This is a genomic window from Gottfriedia luciferensis (assembly GCF_001712755.1).
In the GTDB taxonomy this organism is placed as follows: domain Bacteria; phylum Bacillota; class Bacilli; order Bacillales; family Bacillaceae_G; genus Gottfriedia; species Gottfriedia luciferensis_B.
On sequence record NZ_MDKC01000037.1, the window covers coordinates 104,087 to 124,901 of the forward strand.

Here is a 20,815-nt window from a genome sequence, read left to right on the forward strand (position 1 = left end):
GGAGTATATATCATAAAATAGTTATGAAGAAATCAAGGTACTTATATAAATGAATGTGAAAGATGATTAAGTAAACACTACTTTCTATATTAGGGGTATTGGCGAAGACTTCTTAAGCAAAGGAAAGAGGAGAGTAAATGAAATCAATTATTAATGTAAAAATTTATACAGGTACAGAAGTAATTGAAGATGGTTATATTCGATACGATGAAAAAATTTCTTCTGTTGGTCATATGAATGGTTATGAAAATGCAAGTGAAGAAATAATTGATGGAAAAGGAACAGTTATTATTCCTGGAATGATTGATGTCCATATTCATGGAGCATATGATGTCGATGCAATGGATGCTGATCCAAACTCAATGGTAACGATGAGTAAAGAAATGATGAAGGAAGGGGTAACAACATTCTTCCCGACTACAATGACACAATCTAAAGAAAATATTAAAAATGCTTTAAAGTCTTTAAACGAGGCTAAAAAACTTGGTGCTCACTTTGAATATATTCATTTAGAAGGACCGTTTGTTAATAAAAATAAAGCTGGAGCACAGCCTTTAGAATACATTATTAATCCCGACGTTGAACTATTCAAAGAATGGCAAGAAGCTTCTGGTGGATTAATCAAATTAGTTACTTATGCACCTGAGGTTGAAGGTGCAAAAGAGTTAGAAAAAGAGCTAGAACGCACAAACGTAGTTGGCACAGTAGGTCACTCTGATGCAATCCGTTCAGATTTTGAAGGTAGAAATATATTCCACGCGACACATTTATACAACCAAATGAGGCCAATGCATCATCGTGAAGCAGGAACAGTTGGACATGTATTACTTGATGACCGAGTAATGGTAGAAATGATACCTGATGGAATTCATATTCATCCTGATATGGTAAAACTTGCTTATCGCCTAAAAGGTGCTAAAAAAATAAGTGTAATTACTGATGCGATGAGAGCAAAAGGGTTAGAAGACGGCAAATATGAATTAGGTGGACAACCTGTTTTTGTGAAAAATAAAAGTGCAAGATTAGAAGACGGAACGCTAGCGGGTAGTATTTTGAAAATGGATGATGCATTCAGAAATATTATGGCATTTACTGGCTGTAGTCCTGAAGAAGCAGTACAAATGACATCAATAAACCAAGCTGAAGAGTTTGGTCTTAAGCATAAGGGTGTATTAGAACCAGGTAAAGACGCTGATTTTGTGCAAATGACTCCGGATTTCTTCGTTATTGATACAACTAGACAAGGTAAAAATATGAATGAGGTGACTTTATGAACGTAATCGTAGTAAAAAATGCAGAAGAAATTTCAAAAGTAGCATATGAAAAAATGGTAAAGGCATTTGAAGGAAAAGCGGAATTCACATTAGGATTAGCTACAGGTGGATCTCCACTAGGTATTTATGAACTTTTCCGTATTCATAAACCAGAAGTGTCAAACGTCATTACTGTAAATCTGGACGAATATGTTGGACTTGCTGAAGATGATCAAACAAGCTACCACACTTACATGGCAGAACAACTTTTTAACCATTTAAATTTTAAAGAAAACCATTTACCAAATGGAAATACAAAAAATTTAGAAGAAGCTTGTAAAAATTATGAGGAATTACTACAAAAGCATCCTGTAGATTTACAACTTTTAGGAATTGGTGAGAATGGTCATATTGCATTTAATGAGCCTGGTACACCATTCGATACACCTACTCATATTGTAGAGCTTACTGAATCAACTCGTAACGCAAATAAAATTTATTTTGAGAACGAAGAAGATGTCCCAACACATGCAGTAACGATGGGAATTGGTTCTATTATGAGAGCGAAAGAAATTATTTTAGTAGCTTCAGGCATCAAAAAGGCTGAAGCAGTTAAGGAAATGTTAAATGGAAAATTAGATATTAACTGTCCTGCTACTGCACTCCAAAACCACAACAATGTTACGATTGTTGTTGATGAAGAAGCATACTCACTTTGTAATAAATAATGTTAAAACTAGATAAAAATTCACCGTTACCGATTTATTTTCAAATACAAGAGATTTTAAAGCTTAAAATTAACTCAGGAGAATGGAAGCCTGGTGAGCGAATTCCCTCTGAGCAAACATTGAGTGAGATGTTAAATGTAAGCAGGATGACAATAAGACAAGCATTAAATAATCTTGTAAAGGAATCATTAATAAGTCGGAAACGTGGAATTGGGACGTTTGTATCGGTAAAAGATGGGATTGAAGTTGAGGAATCACTAAAATCATTAAGGAGTTTTTCTGAGGATATAACATCCATAGGATTGACCCCTACAAATAAACTACTTGGCTTTTCTACGATTGAAGCTGATGAATATTTGTCCGAAGTGTTATCAATTGAAAGTGGTTCTGAAATTTTTAAAATTGAGAGATGTCGTTTAGCAAATGATCATCCAATTGCAATCGAAACAACATACCTGCCAAAAAAATTAGTAAATCGAATTGATGAAAAAGTATTGAATCATTCCTTATATGAATATTTTGAAGTTACATTAGGTTATTCAATTAAAAAAGCCACAAAATGGATTAAAGCATCTTTAATGACAGAAAAAGATTCATTAATTCTTGAGGTAGCGGAGGATTCTCCTGCATTAGAATTACACCAAGTAACGTTTATTAATGAGGGTATCCCACTTGAATATGTAAGCTGTATTTACCGAGCTGATCGCTATCGTTTTACTATTGATATAGACCGTTAAAAAGAGTGCTTTTTTAAGCACTCTTTTTTAATTGTTAGATGCCAAGTCAGCGGGTGTGCAAATAAAATGGCTGCTGAAACTGCAATTAAATGTGTGGAAGTGCAAATAAAAAAGCCGAAACTGCAATTAAAATATGTAAATCTGCAAATAAAAATGTCAAATCTGCAATTAAATTCAGGGAAACTGCAAATAAAGGGTACCATTCAAGAAGAGATAGTATGAAGAAATCAAAAAAACTACCATAAATTATATTTCAATAAGAAAAAGGGTGCTCCTAGTAGCACCCTTTCCTTTTACTTAATTTGTAAAACAATTTTAACTGCTTCGGCTACTGAAGGAACGATATACGAAGCATATTTCTTAACTTCATCGTCAGCATTTTCCATCGCAAAGCTATTAGGAGTTAGTTCAAACATTGAGATATCATTGTATGCATCACCTATACAAGCAATTTCATCAGGTTTAATTCCTAATTTTTCGATTAGTATTTGAATTGCTGAACCTTTACTTACGTTTACTGGAACGATATCTAAACAATTTTTAGCAGAAATAAAAGAAGTGACAAATTCAGGCAGTTCTTTTTGTAATTCTTTTTGTAGCTCAAGTAAGTCTTCATCTTCACCTAACACTACATATTTTTTTGGAGTAATCGATTTACCTAAATCGTTTTTTAGTGTTTTTAATTCAACTGCATTCATGCTAGAGTTCTTTTCAATTTCTCTAACTAAATCCGTTTTCTCTTCGATATAGTATGTTGAATTATCAGCTACATAGATTAAAAATTTATCGTGTGAAATCATTTCGTAAACTTTATCGATTATACTTGGATGGAATGTTGCATCTAACAATGCTTCGCCATCATTTGAATAAATATAAGTTCCATTCATACTAATACGGTGAAAATTACCTTCCAAGCTTTCCATAATTTTTACGATTTCATAATCTAAACGTCCTGAAGCAAAACATAATAAAACACCACGATCTAAAAGGGTTTTTAATGCTTCTACATCATGTTCGAATAGTTGACCTTGGTGAAACATCGTCCCATCCAGGTCACTAACAAATAACTTAATCATTTTTCTTAACACCTACTCAATTTATATTTATACTTTTATATTCTATCCTACTATAATAGATTATCAAAAAAATATGATTATTTTATGAAACTTAAACTGCGTTTTAACTTTTTCAGAAAAATTATGTTATGATATAAAAGCGATTTTTTAAACTTGGGGGTGATAAAAAAAATGTCAGAGATGTCAGTATGTTATACAATCAAAAAGGTTCTTAATAATAATGTTTTAATAGCGAAAAATCCCGATCATACCGAAGTAGTTTTGCTAGGTAAAGGAATCGGTTTTAATAAAACTAGAGGAGATTTAATTTCCGAAGGTGTAGTAGAAAAAATGTTTATCTTAAAAGATGAACAAAAACAAAAACAATATAAATCATTAATCAACTTTATGGATGAAAAATTAATGGGTACACTGCAGCAGGCGATTTATTTAATTTCTGAAAGAACAGGATGTACTTTAAATGAGCAAATTCATATTGGGTTAACAGACCACTTAATATTTGCGATCAAACGTATTAGAGAAGGCTATAATGTTGATAATCCTTTCTTACAAGAAACGAAAGCAATGTATCCAGAGTATTTTAAAATTGCACAAGAAGTGATTGATTTGATAAATAAAGAAATAGATATAAATTTACCGATCGAAGAAGTAGGGTTTGTAACGCTTCATATCGTTAGTAATTTATCGATGGAAGTAGTATCGGATGTAAATAAGTTCTCTCAGATTATTAAAGATTTAGTAATCTATATAGAAGAATATTTAAAAATTGAAATTGATAAAGAAAGTATTCATTATTCAAGGTTAGTTCGTCATTTGCGATTTTTAATTGACCGTATATTTCATGGTAATTCATCTGAAGAGTCACCAGCTTTGGGTATAATATTAAAAAAAGAATACCCAGTATGCTATGATTTAGCATGGAAAATTTTAAAGTCAATCCAAGCTTCATTAAATAAACAAGCAAGTGAAGCCGAAGTAATATACTTAACATTACACTTAGAACGACTTGTTCAGAGTAAAATTAATAAATAATACAATAAGCCTAAAGAGCAATTTAGCGCTTTTATAAAATAGTTAATAAAGATTAAAAAAAATAGGTAATTTGGCTTGAAATTTTTAAAATCTATAGATATAATGAAAGCGAAATCATAAAAAAAAACATAATTGAATATTGTACACATTAAACGTGTTACTGATTCGATCAGGCATGAGTTGAAAAAATGTGAATTATTATACTTGGGTAGGGGAAACTATATCCAGGATTCAATAATCTCATTTTTTCTGCTCATGCCTTTTTTGTTTGGATAAAAGGAGGAAGACAATGTTTAAGAAAATCTTTGGAGTTTTACAAAAAGTTGGTAAAGCGCTTATGCTTCCAGTTGCAATTTTACCAGCTGCTGGATTGTTACTTGCATTCGGTAATGCATTTCAAAATCCACAAACATTAAAGTACTTACCATTTCTTGACGCGCACTGGTTCCAACTAGTAGCAAAAGTTATGGAACAATCAGGTGACATCATTTTTGGTAATCTGTCATTATTATTTGCAGTAGGTGTTGCCGTTGGTTTAGCAGGAGGAGAAGGTGTTGCAGGTTTAGCAGCAATCGTTGGATTCCTGATTATGAATAAAACAATGAGTGTGTTCAGGGATATTGGACATTTTGTCGTTTTAGATAAAGCTTTAAATATTGCCAAATTTGATGATCCATCCTATGCGTTTGTATTAGGTATTCCTACACTTCAAACAGGTGTATTTGGTGGGATTATCGTTGGTTTAGTAGCTGCTTGGGCTTATAACAAATACTTTGAAATTGATTTACCTTCTTACTTAGGTTTCTTCGCAGGTAAACGATTTGTTCCAATTGCTACAGCAGCATTCTCAGTAGTACTTGGAATTTTAATGTGTTTCATTTGGCCACCAATTCAACATGGCTTAAACGCATTCTCGCATAATATGATCGATGCGAATTTAACGTTATCGGCATTCGTTTTTGGTGTTATTGAACGTTCTTTAATACCATTTGGTTTACATCATATTTTCTATGCACCATTCTGGTTTGAGTTTGGTTCATATACTGATAAAACAGGTATGGTTGTTCACGGAGATCAAAAAATCTTCTTCGCACAATTAAAAGACGGAGTAAAATTAACAGCTGGTACATTCATGGTAGGTAAATTCCCATTCATGATGTTTGGTTTACCGGCTGCAGCTTTGGCTATGTATCACGAAGCGAAACCAGAAAACAAAAAAATCGCTGGTGGTATTCTAGCATCAGCTGCATTAACTTCTTTCTTAACAGGTATTACAGAACCAATTGAGTTCTCATTCTTATTTGTTGCACCAGTATTATTCGGAATTCATGCAATCTTTGCTGGTTTATCATTTATGGTAATGCAATTATTAAATGTTAAAATTGGTATGACTTTCTCAGGTGGTCTAATTGACTACTTATTATTCGGTGTTCTACCGAATAGAACTGGCTGGTGGTGGGTAATCATCGTCGGTTTAGTATTAGCAGTTATTTACTACTTCGGTTTCCGATTTGCAATTAGAAAATGGGATTTAAAAACGCCAGGTCGTGAGGATGCAATCGCTGAAGATACTACAAGTAATACTCCAGCTAATGAATTACCTTATGAAATTTTACAAGCATTAGGTGGGAAAAGTAATATTTCTTCATTAGATGCATGTATCACACGTTTACGAGTACAAGTAAATGCAAAAGATGAAGTAAATAAAGATCGTTTAAAAGCACTAGGTGCCGCTGGAGTTCTTGAAGTTGGAAATAATATTCAAGCAATTTTTGGACCTAAATCAGATACATTAAAATCACAAATTAAAGACATTATGACTGGAAAAACTCCAGTTGTTAGTCAAGAAGCACATAAAGAAACAGCTTCAGCGGTAGATACTACTATTGAAGAATCGATTATTAATCCAATTGAAGGGGAAATAATCCCAATTACAGAAGTACCAGATCAGGTATTTTCTGGAAAAATGATGGGCGATGGATTTGCGATTATTCCTTCAGAAGGTACAGTTGTATCTCCAGTAGATGGCGAAATCGTAAATGTATTCCCAACAAAACATGCGATTGGTATTTTATCAAATGGTGGAAAAGAAATTTTAATCCATATAGGTATTGATACTGTAAAACTAAATGGTGAAGGCTTTGAAGTACTGGTATCACAAGGTGAGAAAGTAACAAAAGGTCAACAATTAGTTAAAATTGATTTACACTTTATTCGTGAAAATGCACCTTCTACAATTACACCTGTTGTATTTACAAACTTAGCTGAAGGACAACAAGTTGTTATTGAAAAACCAGGTAAGCAATCAAAAGGTGAAGTAGGCATCATTAAGATTAAATAAATCTAATTAAATAGACGAAAAATGTTTGATTTTAAAAGGGGTAGTATAGTTGACACTATGCACCCCTTTTAATAGAATATTTATAGTAGGCCAAACGTCTATACCAAAAATGTAGATTTAATCACAAAGGAGATATATTATTATGGAAAAAACTTTTAAAGTAACAGCTGATTCTGGAATCCACGCTCGTCCAGCAACATTATTAGTAAATGTAGCAGGTAAATTTAATTCTGATATCAATCTTGAGTATAATGGTAAAACAGTTAACTTAAAATCAATCATGGGTGTAATGTCTTTAGGAATTCAACAAGGAACTGAGATCAAAATTAGCGCTAATGGTGAAGATGCAGAACAAGCGATTGCTGCAATCGATGATACAATGAAAAAAGAAGGTTTAGGCGAATAATGTCTTTACATATTAAAGGTATTGCCGCTTCTAGTGGAATTGCAATTGCAAAAGCATTTCGCTTAGAAAATCCTGAATTAAACATTGTTAAAAAACAAATTTCAGATATTGATGCTGAAATTGCTAAACTTGACAATGCAATTCAAGTTTCTAACACTGAATTAGAAAAAATTCGTGATCACGCGAATGCTGAACTTGGTGAAGATAAAGCTGCAATCTTTTCTGCACACATCTTAGTTTTAAATGATCCAGAGCTAGTTAACCCAGTTAAAGATAAAATTAAGTCTGAAAGTATCAATGCTGATTTTGCTATGAATGAAGTTGCTTCAATGTTCGTTCAAATGTTTGAAAGCATGGATAATGAATATATGAAGGAACGTGCTGCAGATATCCGCGATGTTACGAAACGTGTAATGGCGCATCTTTTAGGCGTAACGATTTCTAACCCTGCAAATATTACTGAAGAAGTAATTATTATTGCAGAAGATTTAACACCATCTGATACAGCTCAATTAAACCGTAAATATGCTTTAGGTTTTACAACTGATATTGGTGGTCGTACATCTCACTCAGCTATTATGGCTCGTTCTCTTGAAATTCCTGCTGTTGTAGGGACAAAAGAAGTAACAAGTAAAATCGAAAATGGCGTAATGGTCATTGTTGATGGATTAGATGGTCATGTAATAGTAGATCCTTCAAACGAAGAATTAGAAGAGTATAAAGCTAAAAAAGAAAAATTCGAGCTACAAAAAGTTGAATGGGCTAAACTGAAAAATGAGCCAACTGTAACGAAAGATGGACATCATGTTGAGTTAGTAGCTAACATTGGTACACCGAATGATGTAGAGGGCGTTATCAATAATGGTGGTGAAGGTGTTGGTCTTTACCGTACTGAGTTCCTATATATGGGACGTGATAACTTCCCATCAGAAGAAGAGCAGTTTGAATCATACAAATCAGTTCTTGAAAGTATGGGTGATAAACCGGTAGTAGTAAGAACACTAGATATCGGTGGAGATAAAGAATTATCTTATTTACACTTACCAAAAGAAATGAACCCATTCTTAGGCTACAGAGCGATTCGTTTATGTTTAGATCAGAAGGATATATTCCGTACACAATTACGTGCATTACTTCGTGCTAGTGTGTATGGCAATTTAAAAATTATGTTCCCGATGATTGCAACATTAGATGAGTTCAGAGCAGCAAAGGCTGTTTTATTAGAAGAAAAAGAACAGTTAGTAAAAGAAAATGTTCAAGTCTCAGACAATATCGAAATTGGTATGATGGTAGAAATCCCTGCTTCTGCTGTTCTAGCAGATGTATTCGCTAAGGAAGTTGATTTCTTTAGTATCGGGACAAACGATTTAATCCAATATACAATGGCTGCGGATCGAATGAATGAACAGGTTTCATATTTATATCAACCATATAACCCATCTATTTTAAGATTAGTTAAAATGGTAATCGATGCTGCAAACAAAGAAGGCAAATGGGCTGGAATGTGTGGAGAGATGGCTGGAGATGCATTAGCTATTCCTTTACTTGTTGGATTAGGCTTACATGAATTCTCTATGAGTGCTACTTCAATCCTACCTGCTCGTAGTCAAATGGCTAAACTTTCTAAAGCTGAAATGGAGATATTAGCTGAAAAAGCTTTATCTATGTCTACTGCTGAAGAAGTTGTTAACTTAGTAAATAGCATCTAAAATAAAACAACAGGGAAACCTGTTGTTTTATTTTTAATATATCAAGTCAGGATAATGACCAACCGGATTGAAAAATTCCTACTGTTGACAAATTCGCTTCTTTAATTTAGTGTATGTTTAAATTATTAAACGAATAAGATTATTTTTGCATAATAAAAGTAGGTGGAGATTTGAGTAAAGAAGCAATTGAAGTATTTAGAGAATGTATTCCCTTGTTCCAAGCGTTAAGCGATCCTTATAGACAGGATATCATTTTAATGTTATCAGAAGGTGAAGCGCTAACTGTTAATGAAATTACGGAAAAAACTTCATTATCTAGACCGGCTATATCACATCATTTAAAAATATTACGTGATAATCAATTAGTACAAATTGAGCAAAAAGGCACACATAGATATTATTCATTAGCAATTGATTCTTCTCTAGAATTACTTAAGAAATTAATCATTACTGTTGAGCACCATTGTTAATGAATCGTAATGACATAAAAGGGACTCCGACTTTTGTCAGAATCCCTTTTACTTTTCATTTATGATTAAATCCAAATAGACATTTCTTTTGCAGAAAAACGCGTAGTATGATGTCCAGGTACTTTTTCTTTACCAATGGCAATCAACATTGTTGGAATATAGCGATCATCAGTTAAGAAAGTTTCTTTAAACGCTTGTTCGTTAAATCCACCGATTGCACAAGTGTTCCAACCTTTTGCAGAAGCAGCCATTATTAATTGCATACCAGCAAGAGAAGAGTTCAAGATCCCTTGTTCACGATTACGTTGTTCTGTTGCATAAGCATTTTCAACGTTTGCTTTTAATTTGTCTTTTGCTTCTTGAGTCATAAAACCAGCTTCTACTGCAGGTCCGAAAACTAAGTCAACATTTTTTGCTGATTGTGTATCGGCTAATACAGCAATTACACATGAAGCATCTTTAACTTGACCTTGGTTATATGCAACAGGTAATAATTTACCTTGCGCGTTTTCACCATGGAATACAACGAATTTCCAATGTTGTAAATTCCAAGCAGATGGTGCAGTCATTGCAGCATCAAGAAGTTCAGTAATTTCGCTGCTACTGATTTCAGTAGAAGAATCGAATACTCGAGTAGAGTTTCGTTCTTTAATCATTTCAAAAAATTGTTCATTTTTCATATGAAAATACCTCCAAAAATTAGGTGCATTAGATACATTTTTATGTACTTTTTAAATATAGATAGTTCCATTATTAGAGTCAACAAATTAGTGTTGAAATAACCTAAATTTAATTTGAAATAAGTTTTAGTTTGCTTATTTTTTTATAAGAATAGCTCAGGCTTTTTTATTAATATTTTTTATGTTAGTTTATTTATGGATATTAAAAGAGGAGTGTGTAATATGGAAGCAATTAATTTAAAAGATTTACAAGTTGGATTTATCGGAATTGGCGTTATGGGAAAAAGTATGGCAAAGCATTTAATCAATGCAGGTGCAAAATTACATATTTATAACCGTACAAAAGAAAAAGCAAATGAATTAATTGATTTAGGTGCAACTTGGTATGATACACCTAAAGAATTAGCACCAAATTGTCAGGTTATTTGTACGATGGTCGGCTATCCAAGTGACTTAGAGGAAGTATATTTTGGCGATTATGGGATCATCCAATCAGCTGCAAAAGGGACAACATTTATCGATTTTACAACTTCGACACCAACTTTAGCTAAAAAAATTAATGAGCTAACAAAATCAGTAGGTATGTCTTCATTAGATGCACCTGTGTCAGGTGGAGATTTAGGAGCAAGAGAAGCTAGATTAGCCATTATGGTTGGTGGAGAAGAAGAAACTTTTCATAAAATGTCCGCATTATTTGATGTTTTAGGAAAAAATATTGCATATCATGGAAATGCTGGTAGTGGACAACATGTAAAAATGTGTAATCAGATTGCAATAGCTTCAGGTATGTTAGGAGTTTGTGAGGCGCTTGCATATGCGAAAGCAGCAGGATTAGACGGTGAAAAAGTATTAGGAAGTATTTCTACGGGTGCAGCGGGTAGTTGGTCATTATCTAATTTAGCACCTCGTGTTTTAAGAGGCGATTTCGAGCCGGGATTCTATATTAAACATTTTATAAAAGATATGGGAATCGCAATTGAAGAAGCTGAAAAAATGGAATTAAATCTACCAGGACTTTTCCTTGCAAAAAAATGCTACGATGAACTGTCTAAAAATGGTTTAGATGAAAAAGGAACGCAAGCACTTTATACTTTATACGATCCGTCTCACCACATTCAATAATTTAATGAATAGAGGTTAACAAGTGCAAAATTTTCAACTTGCAAAGTTTTATCAACGATTAAGTGCGTTTTTATTCGATACGTTTATCGTTTCAGTAGTTTATGGGATCATTATTGCTATTATTACGATGAATCCTGAGAAGATATTAAGTCGTTTTAATTCTACATCAGGAAATTCGACGGTCGATTTAATCGTTATTTCAATTATTATGATCATATTATTTGTAGTTGTTCCACAATTTAATAAAGGGATGACATTTGGTCAAAGATTTTTAGCTATTAAAATGATAAAAGATAACTATGAAGAAACGACAATGATACTATTTTTCATACGTTTTATCTTTATAGCAGGAATATCAGTTCTATTTTTAGGTGTACCATTAATAGTTAATGTCTATTTAATGTTATTTAGAAAAGACCATAAAACAATTCAGGACTTGTTATTTAAAACAAAAGTAATACAAGCTAGATAAAAAAGCAGGGGAGGATCAAATAATCCACCCCTGCTTTTTTATATTAATTTCTAAGACTAGTTACAAACTCTTCTAATCGGTCACATGCAATTTCTAGTTCTTTCATTGAATAAGCATATGATAATCGAATAAATGAATCTCCATATTCAGAAAAAGCTTCTCCTGGAATAACCGCTAGATTATGTTTTTCTACTAGATTTAGTGCGAACTCCATGGAAGGCATATTGAATTCTTTAATTGATGGGAATAAATAAAATGCACCTTCTGGCTTAATACAAGGTAGGCCCATCTTTTCTAATCGATCAATCATATAATTACGTCTTATTTTATATTCCTTTGCCATTTCAATTGGAGAATCAATGCAATCAGTTAATGCTGTAATTGCTGCATATTGAGATATTGATGTAGCGCATGATACGTTATACTGATGCACTTTTAAGATTTCCTGAGCTAAATAAGCAGGCGCATAGATAAAACCAATTCTCCAACCAGTCATCGAATGTGATTTGCTAAGACCGTTTATGACAATTGTCTTTTCTCTCATACCAGGGTAACTAGCAATTGAAGTATGAGCCGTATCATATGTCAGCTCACTATATATTTCATCTGATAAAATGAATACGTCTTTCTGAGATAAGTAGTTAGCTAAATTCTCAAGTTCCTCTTTCGTTAATGTGACGCCTGTTGGGTTATTTGGATAAGGTAAAACAATACAACGTGTTTTTTCAGTGATCTGTTCTTCCAATAATTCAGGTGTAATTTTAAAACCACTATTAGATGTATCGACAAAAACTGGTTTTGCACCACATGTTTGAATAATTGGTGCATAGCCAGGATAGATTGGTGCAGGAAGAATAACCTCACAGTCATCATTAAGGATCGTCCTGAATGTAACATCGAGTGCTTGACTAGCTCCTACTGTAACGATTATTTCATTCGATGGATCATATGATAAAGAATATTTTTTCTTTAAAAAATTAGAAGCAGCATTTCTAAGTGCAGGCAGTCCTGCATTAGGTGTATAGACTGTTTGATTTTGATTAATTGCATGAATAGCAGCTTCTTTAATAGGTGCTGGAGTTGGAAAATCAGGTTGACCCAATGTTAATGCAATGACATTGTCATATTTTTCAATTTTTTGGGCAAATTTTCTAATACCGGAGATTTGAATTTCTTTTACACTTTCGTTTATATATTTGTTCATTTTAAATCCCTCTACTTATTATTTTTATATTAAAATTAAACTTTTTAATCGAACTATTCAATGAAATTTTCTTCATTTTACCATATAATAAAAAAAGTATTTAGTAGTGAAATAATTTGATTGCCTAAAGAAGGTGAGTAACTTGTTACAAGTAATAGGAATAACAAAAAATAAAGTAATCGATCGTAATATTACAATAGCAGATGCAAAATCAAATAATTACTTATGGTATTGGGTAGACATTGATGAACCGACTGAAGATGAGATTCAACTTTTATCAACCGAATTTAATTTTCATCCTTTAGCGATTGAAGATTGTTTGGAATATGTACAACGACCTAAACTTGACTACTATGAAGGATATCATTTTTTAATTTTGCACGAATTAAATAAAAAAGACTTAGAGGAGACGGAACTAGATATTTTTGTAAGTGATCATTATGTTGTCACATTTCATATCCATAAAAGTCCGACCGTACAACAAGTTTTAGAGAATATAATGTCAGACCGTCGAGCTTCGAAGAGTCCACTTCATTTAACGCATCGAATTATTGATGAGCTTGTTGATAGTTATTTTCCACTAATTTATCGTTTAGAGGATGAACTATCAGACTTAGAAATTGATCCATTAAAGAAACAAGTAAATAATGCTGTAGAAAGATTATATGATATTAAATCTGATTTATCGAAATTAAGAAGGACGATTTTACCAACTCGTGATTTATTATATCGAATTCTTAATTCAAATCGATTTAAAGATATATCTGAACATCGAATTTATTTTGAAGATATACACGATCATTTAATGAAGCTTTCGGATATGATTGAGACGAATCGAGATTTAGCTTCCGATATTCGAGAAAGCTATTTTTCATTAAGCTCAGAAAAAATGAATAATATTATGAAAACACTAACAATAATATCATCTTTCTTTTTACCACTAACGTTTATCGTAGGTTTATATGGAATGAATTTCCACTATATGCCGGAATTAACATGGAAATATGGATACTTATTTATCTTAATTTTAATGGGATTTGTTACGATCCTAATGTACATATTTTTTAAAAGAAAAGGTTGGTTTTAAGTCGTTAAGTACTTAAGCTTGACGACTTTTCTTATATTTTAGAATACTTTGTAATAATGTGACGTTCTATGTAGAAATGTTTTTTTTGAATTTTTTGTATTAATAATTAGAAGTTTAAATAACTATGTTATAATTTGTTGAAAGAAGGGGTGGGGGACACTTTAATGCTGCAATTAAAAGATTTATTAATTCAATTTGCAATCATAATCATTCCGGTCTTTTTATACGAAATGTTCTGGCTTAGTAGATACCACAATACAAGCCCGAAACAAAATAGAATATTAGTTGGATTGCTAACTTTTTTTAATATTTTTATTTGCTTGCTTTACCCAATTCACATTAGTGAAAGCATGGCTATTACTTTTAGTATTTTATTAATCTATTCATCTATTTTATATGGTGGAAGATTGATCGGAACGATTATTATTTTAACGAAAGCAATTTTTGTGTATTTGCTATATGGTTTAGCATCTTTGAAATCTTTTCCATTTGAAGTGATTTCGTGTATCTTACCATTTATTGTTTCACCACATTGGGTTAGTTTTTCTAAAAGGAAGAAATTTGCTTTAAGTATTTTAATGCCAATTTTATTTTCGTTCAGTATGGTCTGTTTGCTTTATTATGAAGCAACGGTAAATGGTATAAAAGAGTACCAATCAGATCAAACAATTTTTTCGGCGTGCATATTTTTTACTGTTTTAACAATTACAATGCTGTTTCATGTTTATTTAAGAGAGTTTTTATTTGAAAATGCTGAAATTCGCGTACAAATGCAGAAATCAGAGAAATTAAATATGGTGAGTGAACTTGCGGCGAGTGTAGCTCATGAAGTGAGAAATCCATTAACGGTTGTAAGGGGTTTCATTCAGTTAATTGAGAATCAAGAAAGTGGAACGAATAGAGAATATATGAAACTTGTATTAGCTGAACTAGACCGAGCTGAAAATATCATTTCAGATTATTTAAACTTAGCTAGACCTCAAATTGAGGAAAAGAAAATAATCAATATGACAGAACAGCTGAATGAAGTAACAACATTAATGTCAAGTTACGCCTCACTACAGGGTGCTTTCTTACAAGTAAATGTAAATGAGGATATGTATACTGTCGGAGATCGCGCTAAGCTTAAACAAGCAATCATTAATGTTCTAAAAAATGGTGTAGAAGCTATAAAGGACACGAAAGGCTATATTAAAATTGAAGCAAATATTGAGAAAGAAAGAGATCGAGAGTACATACGAATTGTTGTGAAAGATAATGGAGTAGGTATGTCAAAAGCACAATTGGATCGTTTAGGACAACCTTTTTATTCTTTAAAAGAAAAAGGAACAGGTCTAGGACTAATGGTTACTTTTAGTATTATTGAAGCTCATAAGGGAACGATTGAGTATTTAAGTGAAGAAGGCAAAGGAACTGAAGTTCATATTGTCTTACCAGCTTATCATCAAGAACAGAGTGAAGAGGTATAATGAAAGAATAAAGAGAAGGGAAAATTCCCTTCTCTTTTCAAACTAAAAATCTTTCATTTTCATAATGTAGTAAAAGTGCTAAATAATAAACGAATTATTTTACAGACTTAGGTTTAAAAAAGAGTGATTTAATTGCATTTTTCCAGTCTCTTTCCTTTGAGGCAGCTACCATCTTCTTTGTTTCCTGTAATTCTCTAATCATCCTCATTAATTGAGCATCTCGACCAGATTCTTTTGATTTAATTTCTTCAAACATTTGCTCTAATTTTTCATCTTTTTCTTCAATTACTGTTGCTAACCCTTGCAGCTCTTCACTTTTTTCTTCAACTGAATATAATATTTTTTCTAACTTTTGATCCTTCTCTAAGTTCTGTTTGATTAATGTTTGATTTTGAGTTAGGATTTGTTCATTTTGATACGCTAGATTCGTAATTTGGGACATAAACTCTTCAAACATAATTTGATTAGAATTTGTCGGTACAAAAGTAGTAACATTCTCTTTTGAAACGATTGGTTCCGTTACTACGTTTGATTCATTAAACTTTGAAAGAACTACTTCATCAGGTAGTTTTTTATTTTCTTCGAGTACTTGTTCAACAGTCATTTCTTCAAAACGATATTCTTGGACTTCTTCATCCTCAGAATTTTGATCTGATTGATTTGTTAAAGGACCAGAAACTGTAACATGCTCTTCTTTTTGTAACGATTGCTTTATTACGACTTCTTCAATTATTTCTAATTGGTCTTCAAACTTCTCAGTATCTTGTGAAAAAGGTTGCTCCATTACGCATTCATCAATTGTTTCTAGTTGAGAAAGTGATTCTTCAATATGCTTTGTATCTTGTGAAGTTATTTGACTATTCTCTACGACTTCGATTTGTTCTGCTTGGAATACAGACGCTTCTAAAGCTGCTTCTTCTAGTATTAGTGAATGTTGAATTAATTCTGAATCAACTGTTTCAATTTGGGTATTTACATCTTCAACAATATCATTCTTATTTACTTCAATTAATTCGATGTCATTCTTCATGTCAAAATTTTTATGTATGTTATTTTCTAGAGGAATATTCGGGGTGATATTTTCTGTCATTTCATTCTCAATTGTAGTTGTTTCAATTACATGAACTTCAGTTTGACTTTGAAGAGACTGGTAATTTAAAGCATATTCAACTGATTGTAAAAGATTTTCATTTTCGTGGTACTCTTTAATAATCATTTGAAATAATTCAAAATCATTTTGATTATAGATCCTAGTATCTTGGTTCTTTGTAAAATGATATTCTTTCTTTTCTAGTTCCTTACTAATCTCTCTTACACGTGATTTACCTATTTTTAATTTCTTTGAAATGTCTTTACTTGTAAAAATTACTGACATTTGATATCCTCCTGAAAAATATGTGTTTTTAGAACATTCAATATAAAGTTAAATTTTTCCTACCTAATCTACTTAAAATAATTCTACAATGTATAACAAAGTCCATATGATTACTAAAATTAAAATCAATATATGAGGAAAAATAGTGAAAAATAGAAAATATTACTTAAAAAGTAGCATAAATTCGACTAAAAAATTGAGAGTGACTCAATGTTTAATCACTCTCAAATCAAATCTTTAAATTTGTAATCTAATCTATCAAAAAGTAGACATAAAGTAATCTATTGATCCGAATTTGTCTGCTTATTTGTTTTTTCTAATCCTGCTTCTTGAAGTACAGCCTTTTGAGCTTGTCCTTTTTTACCTAAATAATTATGCTTAGCACCGAAGTATAAAATAAAAAGGAATGAAATTACATTAATTACAGCATCAATTTGTTCATTATTTAGGAATTTAAACCCAAAAGAATTTAGTAACAATTGAAGTGCAAATAAGAACCCAGCAACATAACGAATAATATCTTGTAAGTTATTATTACCGAACATATCAATCACCCCCTATTCATATAGTATGTTTGTCTCAAACGATAGGTGAGACAAATCTACTAAAATATGAGAGGTAAATAAAGAATTTCCGTACATTCAAATAAAAAAGGGAAGGATTATAAACCCATTTTAAAAGGTCTTTTAATCTTCCCATTTAATCTATATTAATGTTATTTAGTAATGATTGTTTCAGCTTATTTCTCTTGCTTACCTTTATTTTTACGAATTGGTTCACTCGGAAAAGTAAATGTAGAGTTATTTAGAAATGAAGAAGCTCTTAAAAATTGCCCTGGGGTATTTCTTCGGTAGTTAGATCCGTTTTTGAAATGGTTTTCAGATTTAACGTTTTGAATACCTAAGAAATGATGAAGTATTTTTTTGGCATAGCTTAATGACATGGATACTTTTGGGTTACGATGAGTATTTTCTAATATTCCTAAATGCGGGAGAAGTTTAAAGTCTTCTTTTAAAGGTGGTATATGAAAGAAAAAATCTCCACAAGCAATCAACACATCAGATTGTTGTTTACTTGACTTGGGATTATTTGAAAAATGTAATCCAACTTTCTTAGCAATACCTTTATCAATAAGCTTTAAGATAGCTTGTCTTTTTAGTGAATATAGTTCACTTGGTTCAAGTGCTGTTTTAGCATGTTTATTTACAACAAATATTGCCTGAAAAATTTCTTCATTTGTAAAATTTAGTTTATTCAGGCTAGGTTCTTTCGATTTCATGCTTCTATGTTACCTCCGAAAAATAATAGATATGAGTATATTATATCTTTAGTTTAAAATTTTTCAAATCAAATCTAAAGAAGTGGTTATATAATAAAAAGCTAATCGAAATAATATTCATTAATACGACTAGCTTTTTTTAATTAGTATGGATAGGGTCCTATGTTACCTGGCGAATTTAATCCTGCATTATTAGGTAAAAAAGCACCAGGATTTACAGGTGGGTAAGGTTGTTGGTATCCAGGGTACCCACCACCGAAGCCGCCACCGAAACCACCACCGTATGGAGGATATGCTGGATATGGTGGGAATTGTCCATATGGCGGATAATAAGGTGGTCTAAACGCTAGTGCTCCTAACGCGAATCCGCCTGCTAATCCCGCTAATCCTCCTATTATTGGCAAAATTGGGAAAAAAGGAACAAAGCGTTGTTCGTTATGATCAAAGTAGTAGGATGGAGCATGATCTTCTCTATAATAATGATTTAAATTAGGGTGATATTGATAATTCATGTATTTAACCTCCTCTCTTGTCTTCAATATTAGTGTATGGAGTACTAAAATAATTGAGCAAGTACCCATAAAAATAGGTAACCAACCTAGTATGGGTGAGGTGTCGAGAAATTATATTTACTGATCATTTTTACTTTTTATTTTGGCCAGTAATTTCAATTGATACTATTTCAGGTGGTGTAAATAGGCGAATTGGTAGTTTAGTTGTTCCAATTCCATTTGAAACGACTAAATGACTATTATATTTACTTGATAGGGTGTAAACACCTCGGTTATATTTCTTTGCGTATGGAGGCATTATAAAGGACTTATATAAAGGTAAATAGATTTGTCCGCCATGGCTATGGCCAGAGAGCTGAAGATTTATCGGATAGGTTTTCGTCAAATCGGCAATGTCAGGTTCATGTGCTAGAACAACCGTATAACTATTTTTTTGAATTCGATCTAAAATGTCATTATATTGTTTGTTTCCTAGCATATAATCATCGAGACCGATAAATGAAACTTTTTGTTTTTGAACGTAATAAGTTTTTTCTTCGTTTTTTAATAATATAAAATTACTTTCGGTTAACAGCTCTTCGTATTGTTCAGTAAAATAACCTCCATGATCATGGTTACCGTATATTGCAAGCTTTCCTATTTTTGGATTAAGTTCTTTTAAAAGCCGAATAACTTCATTCTTGTAAGAAAACTTTCGTATATCACTAACCAAATCCCCAGTAAATAGAATAAAATCAGGCTTCATTTGGTTTATATTTTTTATTACCTTTTTAAATCGTTCTATATCTTTTTTATTATTAAAGTGAGTATCAGAGATTTGGATTAATTTAATAGTAGTATTTGAATTTAACCGATTGTCTGAAAATATTAAATGCTTAGTTCGAATTGATGTTGGCTCAACATAGACTGAATAATAGATTGTACAAATTAATAGTAAAAAAAATGATGTAAGTTTTATTTTCAATTGTCCCCCGACCTTTTTAAAGAAATAAATACTGCATATTATATTAAATAGTTTAATTGTTAAAAATATTCTCAAAATAACAAAATGTTGTTAAACTATAGACACAAAGGGAGTGATACGAGTGAAGGATAAGGTTGTGATCGTTACTGGTGGCTCTAGTGGAATGGGGAAAGCAATGGCTATGCGCTTTGCAAAGGATGGTGCAAGAGTGGTCATTGCCGGAAGAGATTTAGAAAAATTAAATAATGCAAAAGAAGAAATTGAACAATTTGATGGTCAAGTATTACCAATAGCTATGGATGTTCGGGATCCTGAATTAATTAAAAATATGGTAAATGAAGTTGATCAAACATTTGGAACGATAGACTTCTTAGTAAATAATGCGGCTGGTAATTTTATTTGTGCTGCAGAGGATTTGTCTGTAAACGGTTGGAACACGGTTATAAATATCGTTTTAAATGGAACCTTTTATTGTAGTTCTGAAGTAGGAAGGTATATGATACAACATAAAATTAAAGGTGCGATCACAAATATAATTGCTACATATGCTTGGGATGCGGGTCCTGGAGTCATTCACTCTGCATCAGCTAAAGCTGGAGTTCTTGCTATGACTAGAACTTTAGCAGTTGAGTGGGGGAGAAAATATGGAATTAGAGTCAATGCGATTGCTCCTGGACCTATTGAACGTACAGGTGGAGCAGCTAAACTATGGCTTTCTGAGGAATTAGAAAACCGCACAATTCAAAGTGTACCACTAGGCCGTTTGGGTACTCCAGAAGAAATAGCGGGACTTTGTGCATATTTATTTTCAAATGAGGCTGGTTATATTAATGGTTCTTGTTTTACAATGGATGGAGGACAGTCCTTACATCAATACCCATTCTAGAAGGAGGTTCAAA

The 20,815-nt window shown here is 32.1% G+C and carries 22 protein-coding genes; 14 read left to right on the plus strand and 8 right to left on the minus strand.

Annotation, left to right across the window (positions count from 1 at the left end; all coding sequences use genetic code 11):
* The first annotated feature begins 137 nt into the window (after positions 1–137).
* The 4 genes from nagA (at position 138) to BED47_RS23850 (ending at position 2,940) form a co-directional block, all read left to right on the plus strand.
* Positions 138–1,274: an N-acetylglucosamine-6-phosphate deacetylase gene (gene nagA / locus BED47_RS22255; protein ID WP_069035516.1), complete on the plus strand. Its 1,137-nt coding sequence runs from the start codon at positions 138–140 to the stop codon at positions 1,272–1,274.
* A complete protein-coding gene (nagB, locus tag BED47_RS22260) occupies positions 1,271–1,981 on the plus strand; it encodes a glucosamine-6-phosphate deaminase (RefSeq protein ID WP_069035517.1) in 711 nt (236 codons plus the stop codon). The genes nagA and nagB overlap by 4 nt, the downstream gene beginning before the upstream one ends.
* Positions 1,981–2,718 carry a GntR family transcriptional regulator gene (locus BED47_RS22265; protein ID WP_069035518.1) on the plus strand — a complete coding sequence of 246 codons (738 nt, stop codon included), beginning with the start codon at positions 1,981–1,983 and terminating at the stop codon, positions 2,716–2,718. Before nagB ends, BED47_RS22265 begins: the two co-directional genes overlap by 1 nt.
* A gap of 66 nt (positions 2,719–2,784) precedes the next feature.
* Positions 2,785–2,940 (plus strand): hypothetical protein, encoded by a 156-nt coding sequence (locus BED47_RS23850; RefSeq protein ID WP_175403538.1) that lies wholly within the window; start codon positions 2,785–2,787, stop codon positions 2,938–2,940.
* Between the two features lie 71 nt (positions 2,941–3,011).
* Here the strand turns inward: BED47_RS23850 and BED47_RS22270 are convergent, their stop codons facing one another.
* On the minus strand, positions 3,012–3,794 hold the full coding sequence (locus tag BED47_RS22270) for a Cof-type HAD-IIB family hydrolase (RefSeq protein WP_069035519.1): 783 nt from the start codon (positions 3,792–3,794) through the stop codon (positions 3,012–3,014).
* A gap of 180 nt (positions 3,795–3,974) precedes the next feature.
* On the opposite strand from BED47_RS22270, the gene glcT reads away from it, so the two are divergent.
* The 5 genes from glcT to BED47_RS22295 all read left to right on the plus strand — a co-directional run bounded on the left by glcT (position 3,975) and on the right by BED47_RS22295 (position 9,752).
* Entirely contained in the window at positions 3,975–4,826 is an 852-nt protein-coding gene (glcT, locus tag BED47_RS22275) for a glucose PTS transporter transcription antiterminator GlcT (RefSeq protein WP_069035638.1), read from the plus strand.
* Between the two features lie 289 nt (positions 4,827–5,115).
* The gene (gene ptsG, locus BED47_RS22280) at positions 5,116–7,167 is read left to right on the plus strand and encodes a glucose-specific PTS transporter subunit IIBC (RefSeq protein ID WP_069035520.1); all 2,052 of its coding nucleotides are present in this window, start codon (positions 5,116–5,118) and stop codon (positions 7,165–7,167) included.
* A 142-nt stretch (positions 7,168–7,309) separates the two neighbouring features.
* A complete protein-coding gene (locus BED47_RS22285) occupies positions 7,310–7,573 on the plus strand; it encodes a phosphocarrier protein HPr (protein WP_025568635.1) in 264 nt (87 codons plus the stop codon).
* Positions 7,573–9,282 (plus strand): phosphoenolpyruvate--protein phosphotransferase, encoded by a 1,710-nt coding sequence (gene ptsP / locus BED47_RS22290; RefSeq protein ID WP_069035521.1) that lies wholly within the window; start codon positions 7,573–7,575, stop codon positions 9,280–9,282. Before BED47_RS22285 ends, ptsP begins: the two co-directional genes overlap by 1 nt.
* A gap of 170 nt (positions 9,283–9,452) precedes the next feature.
* A complete protein-coding gene (locus BED47_RS22295; protein ID WP_069035522.1) occupies positions 9,453–9,752 on the plus strand; it encodes an ArsR/SmtB family transcription factor in 300 nt (99 codons plus the stop codon).
* A 65-nt stretch (positions 9,753–9,817) separates the two neighbouring features.
* Here the strand turns inward: BED47_RS22295 and BED47_RS22300 are convergent, their stop codons facing one another.
* Complete coding sequence (locus BED47_RS22300; protein WP_025568638.1) at positions 9,818–10,432, minus strand: nitroreductase family protein; 615 nt, start codon at positions 10,430–10,432, stop codon at positions 9,818–9,820.
* A 231-nt stretch (positions 10,433–10,663) separates the two neighbouring features.
* Between BED47_RS22300 and BED47_RS22305 the strand changes: the two genes are divergently transcribed.
* Positions 10,664–11,554, plus strand: coding sequence for an NAD(P)-dependent oxidoreductase (locus BED47_RS22305; protein ID WP_091022292.1), 891 nt, complete (start codon positions 10,664–10,666; stop codon positions 11,552–11,554).
* 22 nt (positions 11,555–11,576) lie between these two features.
* Complete coding sequence (locus tag BED47_RS22310) at positions 11,577–12,026, plus strand: RDD family protein (RefSeq protein ID WP_069035524.1); 450 nt, start codon at positions 11,577–11,579, stop codon at positions 12,024–12,026.
* A 43-nt stretch (positions 12,027–12,069) separates the two neighbouring features.
* Here BED47_RS22310 and BED47_RS22315 read toward each other — a convergent pair whose 3' ends face one another.
* A complete protein-coding gene (locus BED47_RS22315; protein ID WP_069035525.1) occupies positions 12,070–13,230 on the minus strand; it encodes an aminotransferase A in 1,161 nt (386 codons plus the stop codon).
* Between the two features lie 142 nt (positions 13,231–13,372).
* Here BED47_RS22315 and corA point away from each other — a divergent pair, with 142 nt between their 5' ends.
* Entirely contained in the window at positions 13,373–14,317 is a 945-nt protein-coding gene (gene corA / locus BED47_RS22320; protein WP_069035526.1) for a magnesium/cobalt transporter CorA, read from the plus strand.
* 164 nt (positions 14,318–14,481) lie between these two features.
* Positions 14,482–15,786 (plus strand): sensor histidine kinase, encoded by a 1,305-nt coding sequence (locus BED47_RS22325; protein WP_025568643.1) that lies wholly within the window; start codon positions 14,482–14,484, stop codon positions 15,784–15,786.
* A gap of 94 nt (positions 15,787–15,880) precedes the next feature.
* Here BED47_RS22325 and BED47_RS22330 read toward each other — a convergent pair whose 3' ends face one another.
* From BED47_RS22330 to BED47_RS22350, 5 genes are all read right to left on the minus strand, one after another.
* Positions 15,881–17,161, minus strand: coding sequence for a DUF3967 domain-containing protein (locus tag BED47_RS22330; protein WP_069035527.1), 1,281 nt, complete (start codon positions 17,159–17,161; stop codon positions 15,881–15,883).
* 281 nt (positions 17,162–17,442) lie between these two features.
* A complete protein-coding gene (locus tag BED47_RS22335; RefSeq protein WP_025568645.1) occupies positions 17,443–17,706 on the minus strand; it encodes a phage holin in 264 nt (87 codons plus the stop codon).
* Positions 17,707–17,900: 194 nt separating this feature from the next.
* Positions 17,901–18,440, minus strand: a complete 540-nt coding sequence (locus BED47_RS22340; RefSeq protein WP_025568646.1) for a YkyB family protein — start codon at positions 18,438–18,440, stop codon at positions 17,901–17,903.
* 143 nt (positions 18,441–18,583) lie between these two features.
* A complete protein-coding gene (locus tag BED47_RS24600; protein ID WP_025568647.1) occupies positions 18,584–18,952 on the minus strand; it encodes a hypothetical protein in 369 nt (122 codons plus the stop codon).
* Positions 18,953–19,082: 130 nt separating this feature from the next.
* Positions 19,083–19,916 carry a metallophosphoesterase gene (locus tag BED47_RS22350; protein WP_025568648.1) on the minus strand — a complete coding sequence of 278 codons (834 nt, stop codon included), beginning with the start codon at positions 19,914–19,916 and terminating at the stop codon, positions 19,083–19,085.
* 121 nt (positions 19,917–20,037) lie between these two features.
* Here BED47_RS22350 and fadH point away from each other — a divergent pair, with 121 nt between their 5' ends.
* The gene (gene fadH / locus BED47_RS22355) at positions 20,038–20,802 is read left to right on the plus strand and encodes a 2,4-dienoyl-CoA reductase (RefSeq protein ID WP_025568649.1); all 765 of its coding nucleotides are present in this window, start codon (positions 20,038–20,040) and stop codon (positions 20,800–20,802) included.
* Positions 20,803–20,815 lie beyond the last annotated feature (13 nt).

Bases quoted from the DNA above. Each gene is read 5' to 3' on its own strand.
- nagA (WP_069035516.1), top strand. From the start codon at position 138: ATGAAATCAATTATTAATGTAAAAATTTATACAGGTACAGAAGTAATT.
- nagB (WP_069035517.1), top strand. From the start codon at position 1,271: ATGAACGTAATCGTAGTAAAAAATGCAGAAGAAATTTCAAAAGTAGCA.
- BED47_RS22265 (WP_069035518.1), top strand. From the start codon at position 1,981: ATGTTAAAACTAGATAAAAATTCACCGTTACCGATTTATTTTCAAATA.
- BED47_RS23850 (WP_175403538.1), top strand. From the start codon at position 2,785: ATGGCTGCTGAAACTGCAATTAAATGTGTGGAAGTGCAAATAAAAAAG.
- BED47_RS22270 (WP_069035519.1), bottom strand. From the start codon at position 3,794: ATGATTAAGTTATTTGTTAGTGACCTGGATGGGACGATGTTTCACCAA.
- glcT (WP_069035638.1), top strand. From the start codon at position 3,975: ATGTCAGTATGTTATACAATCAAAAAGGTTCTTAATAATAATGTTTTA.
- ptsG (WP_069035520.1), top strand. From the start codon at position 5,116: ATGTTTAAGAAAATCTTTGGAGTTTTACAAAAAGTTGGTAAAGCGCTT.
- BED47_RS22285 (WP_025568635.1), top strand. From the start codon at position 7,310: ATGGAAAAAACTTTTAAAGTAACAGCTGATTCTGGAATCCACGCTCGT.
- ptsP (WP_069035521.1), top strand. From the start codon at position 7,573: ATGTCTTTACATATTAAAGGTATTGCCGCTTCTAGTGGAATTGCAATT.
- BED47_RS22300 (WP_025568638.1), bottom strand. From the start codon at position 10,432: ATGAAAAATGAACAATTTTTTGAAATGATTAAAGAACGAAACTCTACT.
- BED47_RS22315 (WP_069035525.1), bottom strand. From the start codon at position 13,230: ATGAACAAATATATAAACGAAAGTGTAAAAGAAATTCAAATCTCCGGT.
- BED47_RS22325 (WP_025568643.1), top strand. From the start codon at position 14,482: ATGCTGCAATTAAAAGATTTATTAATTCAATTTGCAATCATAATCATT.
- BED47_RS22330 (WP_069035527.1), bottom strand. From the start codon at position 17,161: ATGTCAGTAATTTTTACAAGTAAAGACATTTCAAAGAAATTAAAAATA.
- BED47_RS22335 (WP_025568645.1), bottom strand. From the start codon at position 17,706: ATGTTCGGTAATAATAACTTACAAGATATTATTCGTTATGTTGCTGGG.
- BED47_RS22340 (WP_025568646.1), bottom strand. From the start codon at position 18,440: ATGAAATCGAAAGAACCTAGCCTGAATAAACTAAATTTTACAAATGAA.
- BED47_RS24600 (WP_025568647.1), bottom strand. From the start codon at position 18,952: ATGAATTATCAATATCACCCTAATTTAAATCATTATTATAGAGAAGAT.